Origin of the sequence: Streptomyces sp. NPDC057249 (genome assembly GCF_042669245.1) — a bacterium.
Taxonomy (GTDB): domain Bacteria; phylum Actinomycetota; class Actinomycetes; order Streptomycetales; family Streptomycetaceae; genus Streptomyces.
Genome location: NZ_JBHUXS010000003.1, coordinates 55,608 through 68,025 on the forward strand (window position 1 = coordinate 55,608; position 12,418 = coordinate 68,025).

A 12,418-nucleotide genomic window follows, 5' to 3' on the forward strand; every position below is an offset into this window, starting at 1 on the left:
AAATCACACGATTTTCACATCTGGAAGGGGAGATCAGAGGCTCATAGCCAATTGTTTGTCAGTCGAAACCTTTGACGCTTAGGCCGAATACAGAGGGTTCCCGGACGGTCACCCGTTCCGCCATTTCACGTGCGTACGCGGGGGATTACGCCTGCCGGGAGGCGAGCTCGACAACGGTGATGTCGGACGGCGCGCCGACCCGCACGGGCGGGCCCCAGGCGCCGGCGCCCCGGGTGACGTAGAGCTGGGTGTCGCCGTGGCGTTCGAGCCCGGCGACCGTCGGGTTGGACAGTTCCGCCACGTAGTTGCCCGGCCACAGCTGGCCGCCGTGGGTGTGCCCGGACAGTTGCAGGTCCACCCCGTGCGCGACGGCCTCGTCGATCACCACGGGCTGGTGGGCCATGAGCACGACCGCGCGGGCGGGGTCGCGGTCCCCGAGGGCGCGGGCGAAATCGGGGCCCTGCCCTTCGCTCTCGCCGGCGATGTCATTGACCCCGGCCAGATCGAAACCACCGGTCTCCACCCGGGCGTTCTCCAGCGGGTGCAGCCCCAATTCCCTTACATGATCAACCCATTGGGCGGCGCCGGAGTAGTACTCGTGATTGCCGGTGACAAAGAACGCGCCGTGCCGGGCGCGGAGGCCGGCGAGCGGTTCGGCGGCCGGGCCGAGATCGGCGACCGATCCGTCCACCAGATCACCGACGACCGCGATGAGATCGGGCCGGGTCCCGTTGACCGCGTCCACGATCCGTTGCGTATGGGAGCGGCCCAGGATCGGACCCAGGTGGATATCGCTGACGACGGCGATGCGGAAACCGTGCGCGGACCTCGGCAGCCGGGCGAGCGGCACGGTGACCCGCTTCACCCGGGGCCCGCGCAGCACCCCGTACGCCCCGTAGCCCACGGTCCCCAGCCCGGCCGCGGCGGCGGCGCCCCCGACCGCCCGCGCCACGAACAGCCGCCGCGACGGGGGCGGGAGGGCGGGCACGGCGGGTTCCGGCGCGGGCGCGGCCTCCGGCGCGGGCTCCGGCGCCGGTACGGGGACGGGCGCGGGCGCGGGTTCCCGTACGGGTGCCGCGCCGGCCACCGCCCGGCGGGCGAGCCACCGGCGCAGCAGGGGCCGTACGGCCTCGCCGACGAGCAGGGCGATCGTCAGGTAGAGCAGCGCGGCGAGCCAGAGGTACCCGGGCCAGGCCAGCGCCTGCTGGACCGGGAAGGGGGCGCCCGCGGGCCCGGCGACCAGGGCGCCGGCGCTGAGCAGCGGCAGCACGTACGCGGCGATCGTGCCGGCCCTGCGCCACGGGCTGCCCTGGGCCGTCGTGTCACCGACGAACCGGCGCCACACATAGCGGTGCACGGCCACCAGCAGGGCGACCACGGCGAGTACCGCCAGCCCGGCCCCCACGACCCGCATGCCCGCTCCCCCATCCCGTTCGTCCGGGTACCGCCCGGTTCAGGCCCCGGCCGGGACCAGTGATTTCAAGCCTTTTCGGCGCGCAGGGCCCTGACGCCCCGGAACCCGATCCAGCCCACGGCCGTCCCCAGGAGAAAGGACGTGATGGCGAGCAGCAGATGCACCCAGAAGTACGCGGTCGGGTCACCGGCGTCGTCGAAGGCGAGGCCGCTGCCGTCCTTCCACAGATTCTTCACGAAGGTGACCCAGATGACCCACGACCACGCCCCGAAGGCGAGCAGGAACCAGGAGACCGGGCGGCTGAGCTTCATGGATTCAGTATCGCCGCCGCGCTCCGGGGGGCTCGGGCGGGGTGGTCCGTACCGGCGGTCCGTCCGGCGGGTCACGTCGCCGGTACATATATTCACATCAACTGCATGTACGTTTTCGACCGTGCCAGCTCTCAAGAAGGCCGCGTCGGCGGTCACCTCTGCCGCCCTGCTGTCCGCTTTCGCCGTCACGCCCGCCTCCGCGGCCGACGGGAACGACGACGCCCCCAAGCCCCCCGCGACCATGTCGCAGGTCGGCGGCGCGCAGCTGGGACGGGCCGGCACCCAGGTCAACCTCGGGCCGGGCGCCCCGGTGCTGCCCAAGAAGCTGACGGGCCGGTCGTGGATGGTCTCGGACGCGGAGACCGGCGAGGTGCTTGCCGCGCACAACGCCCACTGGCGGCTGCCCCCGGCGTCCACGCTGAAGATGCTCTTCGCGGACACCCTGCTCGACGATCCCGCGCTCCTGCCGAAGACGCGGGAGTACACGGTGAAGGACGAGGACCTCGCCGGCATGGGCGAGGGCAGCAGCCTCGTCGGCATCAAGGAGGACCTCAGCTACACGGTGCACGACCTGTGGCTCGGGGTCTTCCTGCGCTCGGGGAACGACGCGGTGCACGTCCTGGCCTCGATGTACGGCGGTGTGCCGAAGGCCGTCCAGGCCATGCAGGACCGCGCGGTGGAGCTCCAGGCGCTGGACACGCACGTGGTGTCGCCCGACGGGTACGACGCGCCCGAGCAGGTCTCCAGCGCGTACGACCTCTCGCTCTTCGCCCGCGACGGGCTCCAGAACGCGGACTTCCGGGAGTACTGCTCGACCGCCACCGCGCAGTTCCCCGGCGAGAAGAAGAAGGGCAAGAAGCGCGAGACCTTCGGCATCCAGAACACCAACCGGCTGCTCACCGGGGCCGACGGCGTCACCGCGTACAAGGGCATCGCGGGCGTCAAGAACGGCTACACCACGCATGCCGGCAACACGTTCACCGGTGTCGCCGAGCAGGGCGGCAAAGTCCTCCTGGTCACCGTCATGCACCCGTCGTCCGAGGAGACGCACTCGGTGTACAAGGAGGCGGCCCGGCTCCTGGACTGGGGGTTCGCGGCGACCGGCAAGGTCACCCCGGTCGGTGAGCTGGTCGCCCCGAAGTCCGCGGTCACCGGCGACGGCGCGGACACCGCCGGGGCGGGCAAGGGCGCCGAGGCGGACACGGCGGCCACGGACAAGGGCGGCCACGGACCGGAGAAGGCCGCGCGGGCGGCGGCCGCCACCGACGGCTCCAGCGGGGTCGGTGTCGCGCTGGGCATCGTCGGCGGGGTGCTGGTCCTGCTGGCGGGCGGGGTGTTCCTGGTCAACCGGCGCTGGCCGCTGCCGGACCTGATGCGTCGCCGCCCTCGCCCGTGACGCGCCGGGCGGCGGGCGTGGAACCCCCCTCCGCGTCCGCCGCCGGCCGGTCCTCCGCCTCCTCCTCCTTGCTCGGCGTCGCCGTCCAGGCGGCACAGAACAGCAGCAGCTTCGCCGTGAAGTTGATCCACAGCAGCAGGGCGATCGGCACCCCGAAGGCGCCGTACATGCTCTTGGACGCGACGCCCTTCATATAGCTGCCGAGCAGCAGCTTGAGCAGTTCGAACCCGACCGCGCCGAGCAGCGCGGCCACCATCAGCCGGCGGCGCGGCGGTTCGACGCCGGGGAGCAGCGTCAGCAGATAGAGCAGCAGCAGGAAGTCGGCGACGACGGCCACCAGCAGGGCGGCGATGCGCAGCAGGACCCCGCCCGCCCCGTTCTCGGGGATGTGGAGCAGGTCGGCGACCCAGCCGACCGCCACCGAGCCGACCGAGGAGATGGCGAGCGTCACCAGCGCCGCGCCGCCGAGACCGAACAGCACCCCGGCGTCCTTGAGTTTGCGCAGGACCGGATTGCCCTCGTCCAGGTCGTCCATCTCCCAGACCGCGCGCAGGCAGTCGCGCATCGAGCCGATCCAGCCGACACCGGTGAAGAGCAGCAGCGCACCGGCCACCAGACCGACCGTCCCCGCGTGGGCGACCAGATTGTCGATGCCGAGCTGGTCGGAGATGCCGGGCACCTGCTCGGCGATCTTGTCCTCGATCGTGTTCAGCTGCTTGTCGGTCAGCAGCGCGGCACCGATGGCCGCGCCGACCGCGATCAGCGGGAAGAGCGCGAGGAAGCTGATGAACGTGATGGCCGCCGCCAGCCGGGTCCAGTGGACCCGCACCAGCGTCTCGTAACTGCGCCAGGCGTGCGTCTCCGTCAGCCGGGAGACGAGTGGCCCGATGACGGGGAGTTTCTTCAGCCAGTCCATAGGCCACGACTACCCCTCCGGCGCGCGAAAACCGAAGCCCGGTGCCGGGTGCGGAGGATGACGGGCCCTCAATCACCCATTTCGGTGAGTGTTGTAACAAATCCCTCAAAGGTGTTATCCCGGGCGATACGGTCACCCTCATGTCTGTCGACACCGTGTCCCTGACCGGCTGGGGCCGCACCGCCCCGACGACCGCGCTGCGTTTCCGCCCCCGTAGTCACGAGGAGGCCGCGGCGACCGTGCTGGGCTGCGGGCCGCGCGGCTCGATCGCCCGGGGCCTGGGCCGGACGCACGGCGACGCGGCGCAGAACGCCGGGGGTTCGGTCCTCGACATGACGGCGCTCGACCGCGTCCGGGCCATCGACGCGGCGGCCGGCCTGGTGGTCTGCGACGCGGGCACCACACTGCACCGGCTGCGCGAGGTGATGCTTCCGCTCGGCTGGTTCCCGCCGGTGGTGCCCGGCGGGCGTTACGTCACGGTGGGGGGCGCGATCGGCTCGGACGGGCACGGCGACAACCACCGCGCGGCCGGCTCCTTCTCCCGGCACGTCACGGAGTTCACGCTGCTCACCGCCGACGGCGAGGCGCGTACGGTGCGCCCGGGCACCCCACTCTTCGACGCGACCGCCGGCGGTCTCGGCCTGACCGGGGTCATCCTCTCGGCCACACTGCGGTTCCGGCCCGTCACCACGGCCCTGATGGCGGTCGACACCGAGCGGGCGGCCGGCCTGGACGACCTGCTGGCCCGGATGGCGCGCGGCCACCGGCCCTACGAGTACGCCCGGATCGACCTCACCGCCCGGGGCCGGGCCACCGGCCGGGGCGTCCTGGTCCGCGCGGACCACGTCCCGGTGCGCGCGCTCCCGGAGCGCACCCGGCGCACCGCGCTCGCGCTCGGCCCGGCGCGCCGCCCGGCCGCGCCGCCGCTGCTGCCCCGCCTCTTCGGCCGGCTGGCCGCCACCGCGCTCAACGAGATCGGCTACCGCTCCGCACCCCGGTCGCGCGCCGGTGAACTCCAGCCGCTCGGCACCTTCTTCCGCGCCCTGGACGCCCGGCCGCACAGCAATCGCGTCTCCCCCACGGGCGGCCGCATCCACTACGCGTTCCTGGTCGGCCACGGGCAGGAGGAGACGCTGCGGCGGATCGTCGGGCGCATCGCCCGCAGCCGCTGTCCGTCCTTCCGGGCGGTGCTCAGGCGGTGCGGCGAGGGCGGCCCCGGCTGGCTGTCGTTCCCCGCGCCCGGCTGGCACCTCTCCCTCGACCTGCCGGCCGGGCTGCCGGGGCTGGCCCGCTTCCTCGATGCGCTGGACGAGGAGGTGGCGGCGGCGGGCGGCCGGGTCTCCCTGACCGAGGACGCCCGGCTGCGCCCCGACGCGCTCGCCGCGATGTACCCGCGGCTGCCCGACTTCCGGGCGCTGCGGGCCGAACTGGACCCGAACGGGGCGTTCCGCTCGGACCTGTCCCGCCGGCTGTCGCTGTAGACCCCCTCTTCCCCCCTGCAAGGAGCGTTCCCGTGAAGGATGCCTTCGGTGCCCCGCAGTCCCTGCTCGTCCTCGGCGGCACGTCGGAGATCGGGCTCGCCACCGCACGCCGGCTGATCGCCCACCGCACCCGCACGGTCTGGCTGGCCGGCCGGCCCTCCCCCGCCCTGGAGGCGGCGGCGGAGGACCTGCGCCACCGGGGGGCGTACGTACAGACCGTGGCGTTCGACGCGCTGGACACCGAGTCCCATGAAACGGTCCTGGGCAAGATCTTCACCGAGGGCGACATCGACATGGTGCTCCTCGCCTTCGGCATCCCGGGCGACCAGGAGCGCGACGAGGAGGAACCGCTCGCGGCGGTCCGGGTGGCGCAGACGAACTACACCGGCGCGGTCTCCGCCGGACTGGTGTGCGCGGGCGCGCTCCAGGCGCAGGGGCACGGTTCGCTGGTGGTGCTGTCCTCGGTGGCCGGTGAGCGGGCCCGGCGCGCGGACTTCATCTACGGGTCGAGCAAGGCGGGCCTGGACGTCTTCACGCAGGGCCTCGGCGACGCGCTGCACGGCACGGGGGTGCACGTGATGGTGGTGCGGCCCGGGCTCGTGGTCCCGGACGCGGCGGCGGTGCGCGGGGCCGGGGGGCCGCTGGCGACGATCCCGTTCACCCGGACGCCGCTGGTGACGACGCCGGGGGCGGTGGCCGACGCGATCGTGGCCGGGCTGCGGAGGCGTTCGGAGACGGTGTGGGTGCCGGGGGCGCTGCGCGGGGTGATGTCCGCGCTGCGGCACGTGCCCCGGCCGCTGTTCCGGCGGCTGCCGGTGTGACCCTTTACGGGTGCAGCGAGGGGGCGTCCAGGGTGCTGCCGCTCTGCGCGGGGACGGCGGGGCCCGTGCCGCCCGCGCCGAACGGGAACTCGTTGATCTTGCGCCAGACGCGGTCCAGCCGGCCCTGCTCGTACAGCGCGAAGGAGCCGCAGATCCAGGACGCCTCGTAGTCGGCGAGCTCCTCGTACGCCCGGTCCATCGCCGCTTCGGGGATGTCGTGGGCGACGGTCACGTGCGGGTGGTACGGGAACTGGAGCTCGCGCACCAGGGGCCCGGAGGCGTCCCGTACCCGCTTCTGGAGCCAGGCGCACGCCGAGGCGCCCTCGACCACCTGGACGAAGACGACCGGCGACAGCGGGCGGAAGGTGCCCGTGCCGGACAGCCGCATCGGGAAGGGCCGGCCGCCGGTCGCGATCGAGGCGAGGTGCGCCTCGATCGCGGGCAGGTCGGCCGCCAGGGCCTCGGTCGGCGGCAGGAGGGTGACGTGGGTGGGAATGCCGTGTGCGGCAGGGTCCCCGAAGCTCGCGCGGCGCTCCTGGAGCAGGCTGCCGTAGGGCTCCGGGACCGCGATCGAAACGCCGAGCGTTACGGTCCCCACGTCGTTCTCCTCAATCCTCGGTGGTCTGTTTTCAGCCACTGACGGCCGCAAGCATCACGCCGCAAGTGTGCCGCCTGCGGGCCCTGTGCCGCCAGGGTCCTTGGACTCAGTGCTTGGCGGGCAGAAGGCCCATCCGGTCGTAGGTGAGCGCCAGGGTCTCGGCGGCCACGGCCCGCGCCTTCTCGGCGCCCGCGGCCAGGATGGAGTCCAGCGTCTCCGGGTCGTCCAGATATTCCTGCGTCTTCGTCCGGAACGGTGTGACGAAGTCGACCATGACCTCGGCGAGGTCCGTCTTCAGCGCGCCGTAGCCCTTGCCCTCGTACTTCTGCTCCAGCTCCGGCACCGAGGCACCGGTGAGCGTCGAGTAAATGCTGAGCAGGTTGCTGACGCCGGGCTTCTCGGCCCGGTCGAAGCGGATCACCGTGTCGGTGTCGGTGACGGCGCTCTTCACCTTCTTGGCGGTGGTCTTCGGCTCGTCCAGGAGGTTGATCAGACCCTTCGGGTTCGCCGTCGACTTGCTCATCTTCGAGGACGGGTCCTGGAGGTCGTAGATCTTCGCCGTCTCCTTGAGGATGTACGGGTCCGGGACGGTGAAGGTCTCGCCGTAGGTGCTGTTGAACCGCTCGGCGAGATTACGCGTCAGCTCCAGGTGCTGGCGCTGGTCCTCGCCCACCGGGACCTGGTCGGCCTGGTAGAGCAGGATGTCGGCGACCATCAGCATCGGGTAGGTGAAGAGGCCGACCGTGGTGCGGTCGGCGCCGTGCCGGGCGGACTTGTCCTTGAACTGCGTCATGCGGGACGCCTCGCCGAACCCGGCCAGGCAGTTCATCACCCAGCCCAGCTGGGCGTGCTCGGGCACGTGGCTCTGGATGAACAGCGTGCAGCGCTCGGGGTCGAGCCCTGCGGCGAGCAGCTGGGCCACGGCGAACCGGGTGTTGGCCCGCAGCTGCGCGGGGTCCTGCGCGACGGTGATGGCGTGCAGGTCGACCACCATGTAGAAGGCGTCGTGGGACTCCTGCAGGGCCACCCACTGGCGGACGGCGCCGAGGTAGTTGCCGAGGTGGAACGAGCCGGAGGTGGGCTGGATTCCGGAGAGCACGCGGGGACGTTCAGAGGCCATGGGCTCATTGTCTCAGGTGTACGGCCCTTCCCGGGCGCCCGGTGAAGGAATCGCCCGACGGGCCCGCGCCGCGGATTTTCCGGGCGCGCCGTGAACCGAAGGTTTCCTCGCGGACGAACCGACCGACGATACAAAGTGGGCCCGGGGGTGCCTCGCCGCCCAGGGGCGGACAGGCCGCGGCGTCTGGTGCGGTGCATCGCAAGGCGCCGGAGCGTCCTCATCGCGGAGCGATTAGGGCGTTTCGGCAACGCCGCGAGGTGCCGTGCCAGGCGTCGCGGACCCGCCCCTGGGCGGCGAGGCACCCCCCAACCCCGGCTCACGCCGCACGACGATCGGAGATCCCGTGTCGACCACGGAAAACGCCATCGCCTCCGCCGAGGCGCACAGCGCGCACAACTACCACCCGCTGCCCGTCGTCGTCGCCACGGCGGACGGGGCCTGGATGACCGACGTCGAGGGCCGCCGCTACCTCGACATGCTCGCCGGATACTCGGCGCTCAATTTCGGCCACAGCAACCGCCGGCTGATCGACGCGGCGCGGGCGCAGCTGGAGCGGGTGACGCTCACCTCCCGGGCCTTCCACCACGACCGGTTCGCCGACTTCTGCACGCGCCTGGCGGAGCTGTGCGGCATGGAGATGGTGCTCCCGATGAACACCGGGGCGGAGGCGGTCGAGACCGCGGTGAAGACGGCCCGCAAGTGGGGCTACCGGGTCAAGGGCGTCCCGGACGGCATGGCGAAGATCATCGTCGCCGCCGACAACTTCCACGGCCGCACCACCACGGTCATCAGCTTCTCCACGGACCCGGAGGCCCGCGCCGACTTCGGCCCGTACACACCGGGGTTCGAGATCGTGCCGTACGGGGACCTCACCGCGATGCGCGAGGCCATGACGGAGAACACCGTGGCCGTGCTGATCGAGCCGATCCAGGGCGAGGCGGGCGTGCTGGTGCCGCCGCCCGGCTACCTCGCCGGGGTGCGGGAGCTGACCCGTGAACGGAACGTGCTGTTCGTCGCGGACGAGATCCAGTCCGGTCTGGGCCGGACCGGGAGGACCTTCGCCTGCGAGCACGAAGGCGTCGTGCCGGACGTGTACCTGCTCGGCAAGGCCCTCGGCGGCGGTGTGGTGCCGGTGTCGGCCGTGGTGTCGTCGGCGGCCGTGCTCGGGGTGTACCGCCCCGGGGAGCACGGCTCGACGTTCGGCGGCAACCCGCTGGCCTGCGCGGTGGCGCTGGAGGTCATCGACATGCTGAGCACCGGCGAGTACCAGCAGCGCGCGGCCGAGCTGGGCGACCACCTCCACCACGAGCTGGGGCTCCTGGCGGGCGGGGGCACGGTGCAGGCCGTCCGGGGACGCGGGCTGTGGGCGGGCGTGGACATCGAACCGGAGCTGGGCACGGGCCGCGAGATCTCCGAACGGCTGATGGAGCGCCGGGTCCTGGTGAAGGACACCCACGGCTCCACGATCCGGATCGCGCCGCCGCTGGTGATCGGCAAGGAGGACCTGGACTGGGGACTCGAACAGCTGCGGGAGGTCCTGCGGGGCTGAACCGGGGCGGCGGGGGCGCGGCCCGGGGGCGCGCGCCGGGATCGCGGTCCGGGGGCCGGGCGCGCGCCGGGTGCGTGGCCCGGGGCGCCGCCCCTCAGGTCAGCACCCGCAGCAGCGCCTCCAGCGTCCCCGCCCAGGCGCTGTCCGTCGGGGTGCCGTAGCCGATGACCAGCGCCTCGCGCTTCAGGCCGGCGTCCGGGTGGCGGTAGAAGGCCAGGCCCTCGACCGCGAGGCCCTGCCAGGCCGCCGCCCGGATCACCTCGGCCTCGCTGCCCTCCGGGAGTTCGAGGACGGCGTGCAGCCCGGCGGCGATCCCGCTGACCCGGATCTGCGGGGCGCGTTCGGCCAGCGCCGCGACGAGCTGGTCGCGGCGGTTGCGGTAGCGCAGCCGCATGGACCGCACGTGCCGGTCGTACGCCCCCGAGGCCATGAACTCCGCGAGCGTCAGCTGGTCCAGCGCGCCCGGCGCCCAGTCGCTCGCCCCCTTCGCCCGGGCGACCGCGGCGGCCAGGGCGCGCGGCACCACCATCCAGCCGAGCCGCAGCCCCGGTGCCAGGGACTTGCTGGCGGTGCCCAGGTAGACGACGCGTTCCGGGTCCAGGCCCTGGAGGGCGCCGACCGGCTGGCGGTCGTAGCGGAACTCGCCGTCGTAGTCGTCCTCCAGGATCAGCCCGCCGGTGGACCGGGCCCAGTCAACGGCCGCCGCCCGCCGGTCCGGGTGGAGCGGGACCCCCGTGGGGAACTGGTGCGCCGGGGTCAGCAGGACCGCGCCCGCGTGGCGCAGGGTGTGCAGTTCACCGGTCCGGGTGCCGGACTCGTCGAGCGGCAGGCAGGGGATGCGGAGCCCGGCGTCGGTGAGCAGGCGGGTGTGGACGCCGAGGCCGTACGACTCGACGGCCACCTCCCGCACCCGGCGCTCGCGGAGCACCTTGCCGAGCAGCATCAGGGCGTGCACGAATCCGGAGCAGACGATGATCCGGTCCGGGTCGGCGTACACGCCGCGCGCCCGGGCCAGGTACTCGGCGAGGACGGTGCGCAGCTCGGTCCGGCCGCGCGGGTCGCCGTAGCCGAACGCGTCGTTCGGCGCGGCGGACAGGGCGCGCCGGGCGGCCTTCAGCCACTCGGCGCGCGGAAAGGTGGCCAGGTCGGGGGTGCCCGGCTTCAGGCTGTACGCCGGTGCGCCGCGCGGCGGTCTGGCCGGGGGGGCCTCGGGCGTCGCCGGGGGCCGGGGGTCGGCGCGGCGGGCCACCCGGGTGCCGGAGCCCTGGCGGGCGGTGAGCCACCCCTCGGCGACCAGCTCCGCGTAGGCGTCGGCGACGGTGTTGCGGGCGATGCCGAGGTCGGCGGCGAGAGTGCGGGACGACGGCAGACGGGTGCCGGGCGTCAGGCGGCCGGTGCGGACGGCCTCGCGCAGGGCGTCCATCAGACCGGCCCGCAGACCGGACGAACCGGTCGGGTCGATGTGGAGGTCGGCACCGAAAGTGGCCCAGGCGTCTGTCATGCGAATGGACCATACCGCTGCGCCACTCTCCCCGTAGCGTTGAGGGCATGACGACGAACGAGAACAGCAACGACACTTCCGGCTACTGCCCCGAGCACACCCCGCGGCTGGCGTGGGCGCAGCACGCCCCCGACGTCTACAAGGCGATGGCCCGGCTGGACGCCGCCTCCCGCAGGGGCATCGACCCGGTGATCGCCGAACTGGTGAAGATCCGCGCCTCGCAGATCAACCACTGCGCGTTCTGCCTGGACATGCACACCAAGGACGCGCTCGCGGCGGGCGAGTCGCTGGAGCGGATCATCCAGCTCAGCGCGTGGGAGGAGTCGCAGCACTTCTACACGCCGAAGGAGATCGCCGCGATCGAGCTGACCGAGGCGGTGACCGTGCTGACCGACGGCTTCGTGCCGGACGAGGTGTACGCCCGGGCCGCGAAGCACTTCGGCGAGGAGGAGCTGGCCCACCTCATCGCCGCGATCATCACGATCAACGCGTGGAACCGGTTCGCCGTGTCCACCCGCATGGTGCCGGGCCACTACACGCCCGGCGACCACGGCTGAGCGGCCCGGTGACCGCGTCGGGCCTGCGGGCCCTGCACCACGGCCGCGCCCCCGGCGACCCCCTGGTCCTGCCCGGTCCGTGGGACGCCGCGAGCGCCCAGGTCTTCGCGGACGCCGGCTTCCCCGCGCTCGCCACGCCGAGCGCGGGGGTCGCCGCGTCCCTGGGTCACGAGGACGGCTCGACGCCCGCCGCCGAGATGTTCGCGGCGGTGGCCCGGATCGCCCGCGCCGTCTCCGTACCGGTCTCCGCCGACATCGAGGCCGGATACGGGCTGGCGCCCGGCGAGCTGGTGGAGCGGCTGCTCGCGACCGGGGCGGTCGGCTGCAACCTGGAGGACACCGTGGACGGGGTCCTGCTGGACGCCGGAGCGCAGGCGGACCGGCTGGCCGCGGTGCGGGCGGCGGCCGGGGACGCGCTCTTCGTGAACGCCCGGATCGACACGTACGTCACGGGTGTCCCGGACGGGGTGGACCCGGCGGCGGAGACCCTGCGCCGGGCGCGGCTCTACGCGGCGGCGGGCGCGGACTGCGTCTATCCGATCCTGGCCCCGCCCGAGGCGTTCGGGCCGCTGGCCGGTGCGCTGCCCGGGCTGCCGCTGAACGCGCTGGCCCGGCCGGACGGGCCGGGGCCGGGCCGCCTCGGTGAGCTGGGCGCGACCCGGATCACCTTCGGGCCGGGCCTCCAGCGGCGGGCCATGGCCGCGCTGCGGGAGATCACGGCCGGACTCTGACCGCCTGACGCACACACGCCCCC

12 protein-coding genes are annotated in these 12,418 nt (G+C 73.1%); 6 read left to right on the plus strand and 6 right to left on the minus strand.

Annotated elements, in window-relative coordinates; all coding sequences use genetic code 11:
• Positions 1-145 precede the first annotated feature (145 nt).
• Positions 146-1,414 carry a metallophosphoesterase gene (locus ACFUJY_RS06765; protein WP_383295562.1) on the minus strand — a complete coding sequence of 423 codons (1,269 nt, stop codon included), beginning with the start codon at positions 1,412-1,414 and terminating at the stop codon, positions 146-148.
• 65 nt (positions 1,415-1,479) lie between these two features.
• The gene (locus ACFUJY_RS06770; protein ID WP_073964337.1) at positions 1,480-1,725 is read right to left on the minus strand and encodes an SCO4848 family membrane protein; all 246 of its coding nucleotides are present in this window, start codon (positions 1,723-1,725) and stop codon (positions 1,480-1,482) included.
• 121 nt (positions 1,726-1,846) lie between these two features.
• Here ACFUJY_RS06770 and ACFUJY_RS06775 point away from each other — a divergent pair, with 121 nt between their 5' ends.
• Positions 1,847-3,121 carry a D-alanyl-D-alanine carboxypeptidase family protein gene (locus tag ACFUJY_RS06775; protein WP_383295565.1) on the plus strand — a complete coding sequence of 425 codons (1,275 nt, stop codon included), beginning with the start codon at positions 1,847-1,849 and terminating at the stop codon, positions 3,119-3,121.
• Here ACFUJY_RS06775 and ACFUJY_RS06780 read toward each other — a convergent pair.
• Positions 3,069-4,037 (minus strand): YihY/virulence factor BrkB family protein, encoded by a 969-nt coding sequence (locus ACFUJY_RS06780; protein ID WP_383295567.1) that lies wholly within the window; start codon positions 4,035-4,037, stop codon positions 3,069-3,071. The genes ACFUJY_RS06775 and ACFUJY_RS06780 overlap by 53 nt on opposite strands.
• A 140-nt stretch (positions 4,038-4,177) precedes the next feature.
• Between ACFUJY_RS06780 and ACFUJY_RS06785 the strand changes: the two genes are divergently transcribed.
• Together ACFUJY_RS06785 and ACFUJY_RS06790 are read left to right on the plus strand one after the other, a co-directional pair.
• A complete protein-coding gene (locus ACFUJY_RS06785; RefSeq protein ID WP_383295569.1) occupies positions 4,178-5,518 on the plus strand; it encodes an FAD-binding oxidoreductase in 1,341 nt (446 codons plus the stop codon).
• 32 nt (positions 5,519-5,550) lie between these two features.
• Positions 5,551-6,339 carry a decaprenylphospho-beta-D-erythro-pentofuranosid-2-ulose 2-reductase gene (locus tag ACFUJY_RS06790; protein ID WP_383295571.1) on the plus strand — a complete coding sequence of 263 codons (789 nt, stop codon included), beginning with the start codon at positions 5,551-5,553 and terminating at the stop codon, positions 6,337-6,339.
• Positions 6,340-6,343: 4 nt separating this feature from the next.
• On the opposite strand, the gene ACFUJY_RS06795 is transcribed toward ACFUJY_RS06790, so the two are convergent.
• Both ACFUJY_RS06795 and trpS read right to left on the minus strand, forming a co-directional pair.
• Entirely contained in the window at positions 6,344-6,937 is a 594-nt protein-coding gene (locus tag ACFUJY_RS06795) for a 2'-5' RNA ligase family protein (protein WP_383295574.1), read from the minus strand.
• A 106-nt stretch (positions 6,938-7,043) separates the two neighbouring features.
• Positions 7,044-8,057, minus strand: a complete 1,014-nt coding sequence (gene trpS, locus ACFUJY_RS06800) for a tryptophan--tRNA ligase (RefSeq protein ID WP_383295577.1) — start codon at positions 8,055-8,057, stop codon at positions 7,044-7,046.
• A gap of 343 nt (positions 8,058-8,400) precedes the next feature.
• On the opposite strand from trpS, the gene rocD reads away from it, so the two are divergent.
• A complete protein-coding gene (gene rocD, locus ACFUJY_RS06805; RefSeq protein ID WP_383295579.1) occupies positions 8,401-9,606 on the plus strand; it encodes an ornithine--oxo-acid transaminase in 1,206 nt (401 codons plus the stop codon).
• 94 nt (positions 9,607-9,700) lie between these two features.
• Here the strand turns inward: rocD and ACFUJY_RS06810 are convergent, their stop codons facing one another.
• Entirely contained in the window at positions 9,701-11,107 is a 1,407-nt protein-coding gene (locus ACFUJY_RS06810) for a PLP-dependent aminotransferase family protein (RefSeq protein ID WP_383295581.1), read from the minus strand.
• Positions 11,108-11,154: 47 nt separating this feature from the next.
• Between ACFUJY_RS06810 and ACFUJY_RS06815 the strand changes: the two genes are divergently transcribed.
• Positions 11,155-11,664 carry a carboxymuconolactone decarboxylase family protein gene (locus ACFUJY_RS06815; RefSeq protein WP_383295583.1) on the plus strand — a complete coding sequence of 170 codons (510 nt, stop codon included), beginning with the start codon at positions 11,155-11,157 and terminating at the stop codon, positions 11,662-11,664.
• A gap of 8 nt (positions 11,665-11,672) precedes the next feature.
• On the plus strand, positions 11,673-12,395 hold the full coding sequence (locus tag ACFUJY_RS06820; RefSeq protein ID WP_383295586.1) for an isocitrate lyase/phosphoenolpyruvate mutase family protein: 723 nt from the start codon (positions 11,673-11,675) through the stop codon (positions 12,393-12,395).
• Positions 12,396-12,418: the final 23 nt, after the last annotated feature.

Excerpts from the sequence above, each read along its gene's own strand:
- ACFUJY_RS06780 (WP_383295567.1), bottom strand. The coding sequence starts at position 4,037 with ATGGACTGGCTGAAGAAACTCCCCGTCATCGGGCCACTCGTCTCCCGG.
- ACFUJY_RS06815 (WP_383295583.1), top strand. The coding sequence starts at position 11,155 with ATGACGACGAACGAGAACAGCAACGACACTTCCGGCTACTGCCCCGAG.
- trpS (WP_383295577.1), bottom strand. The coding sequence starts at position 8,057 with ATGGCCTCTGAACGTCCCCGCGTGCTCTCCGGAATCCAGCCCACCTCC.
- ACFUJY_RS06785 (WP_383295569.1), top strand. The coding sequence starts at position 4,178 with ATGTCTGTCGACACCGTGTCCCTGACCGGCTGGGGCCGCACCGCCCCG.
- ACFUJY_RS06810 (WP_383295581.1), bottom strand. The coding sequence starts at position 11,107 with ATGACAGACGCCTGGGCCACTTTCGGTGCCGACCTCCACATCGACCCG.
- ACFUJY_RS06770 (WP_073964337.1), bottom strand. The coding sequence starts at position 1,725 with ATGAAGCTCAGCCGCCCGGTCTCCTGGTTCCTGCTCGCCTTCGGGGCG.
- ACFUJY_RS06765 (WP_383295562.1), bottom strand. The coding sequence starts at position 1,414 with ATGCGGGTCGTGGGGGCCGGGCTGGCGGTACTCGCCGTGGTCGCCCTG.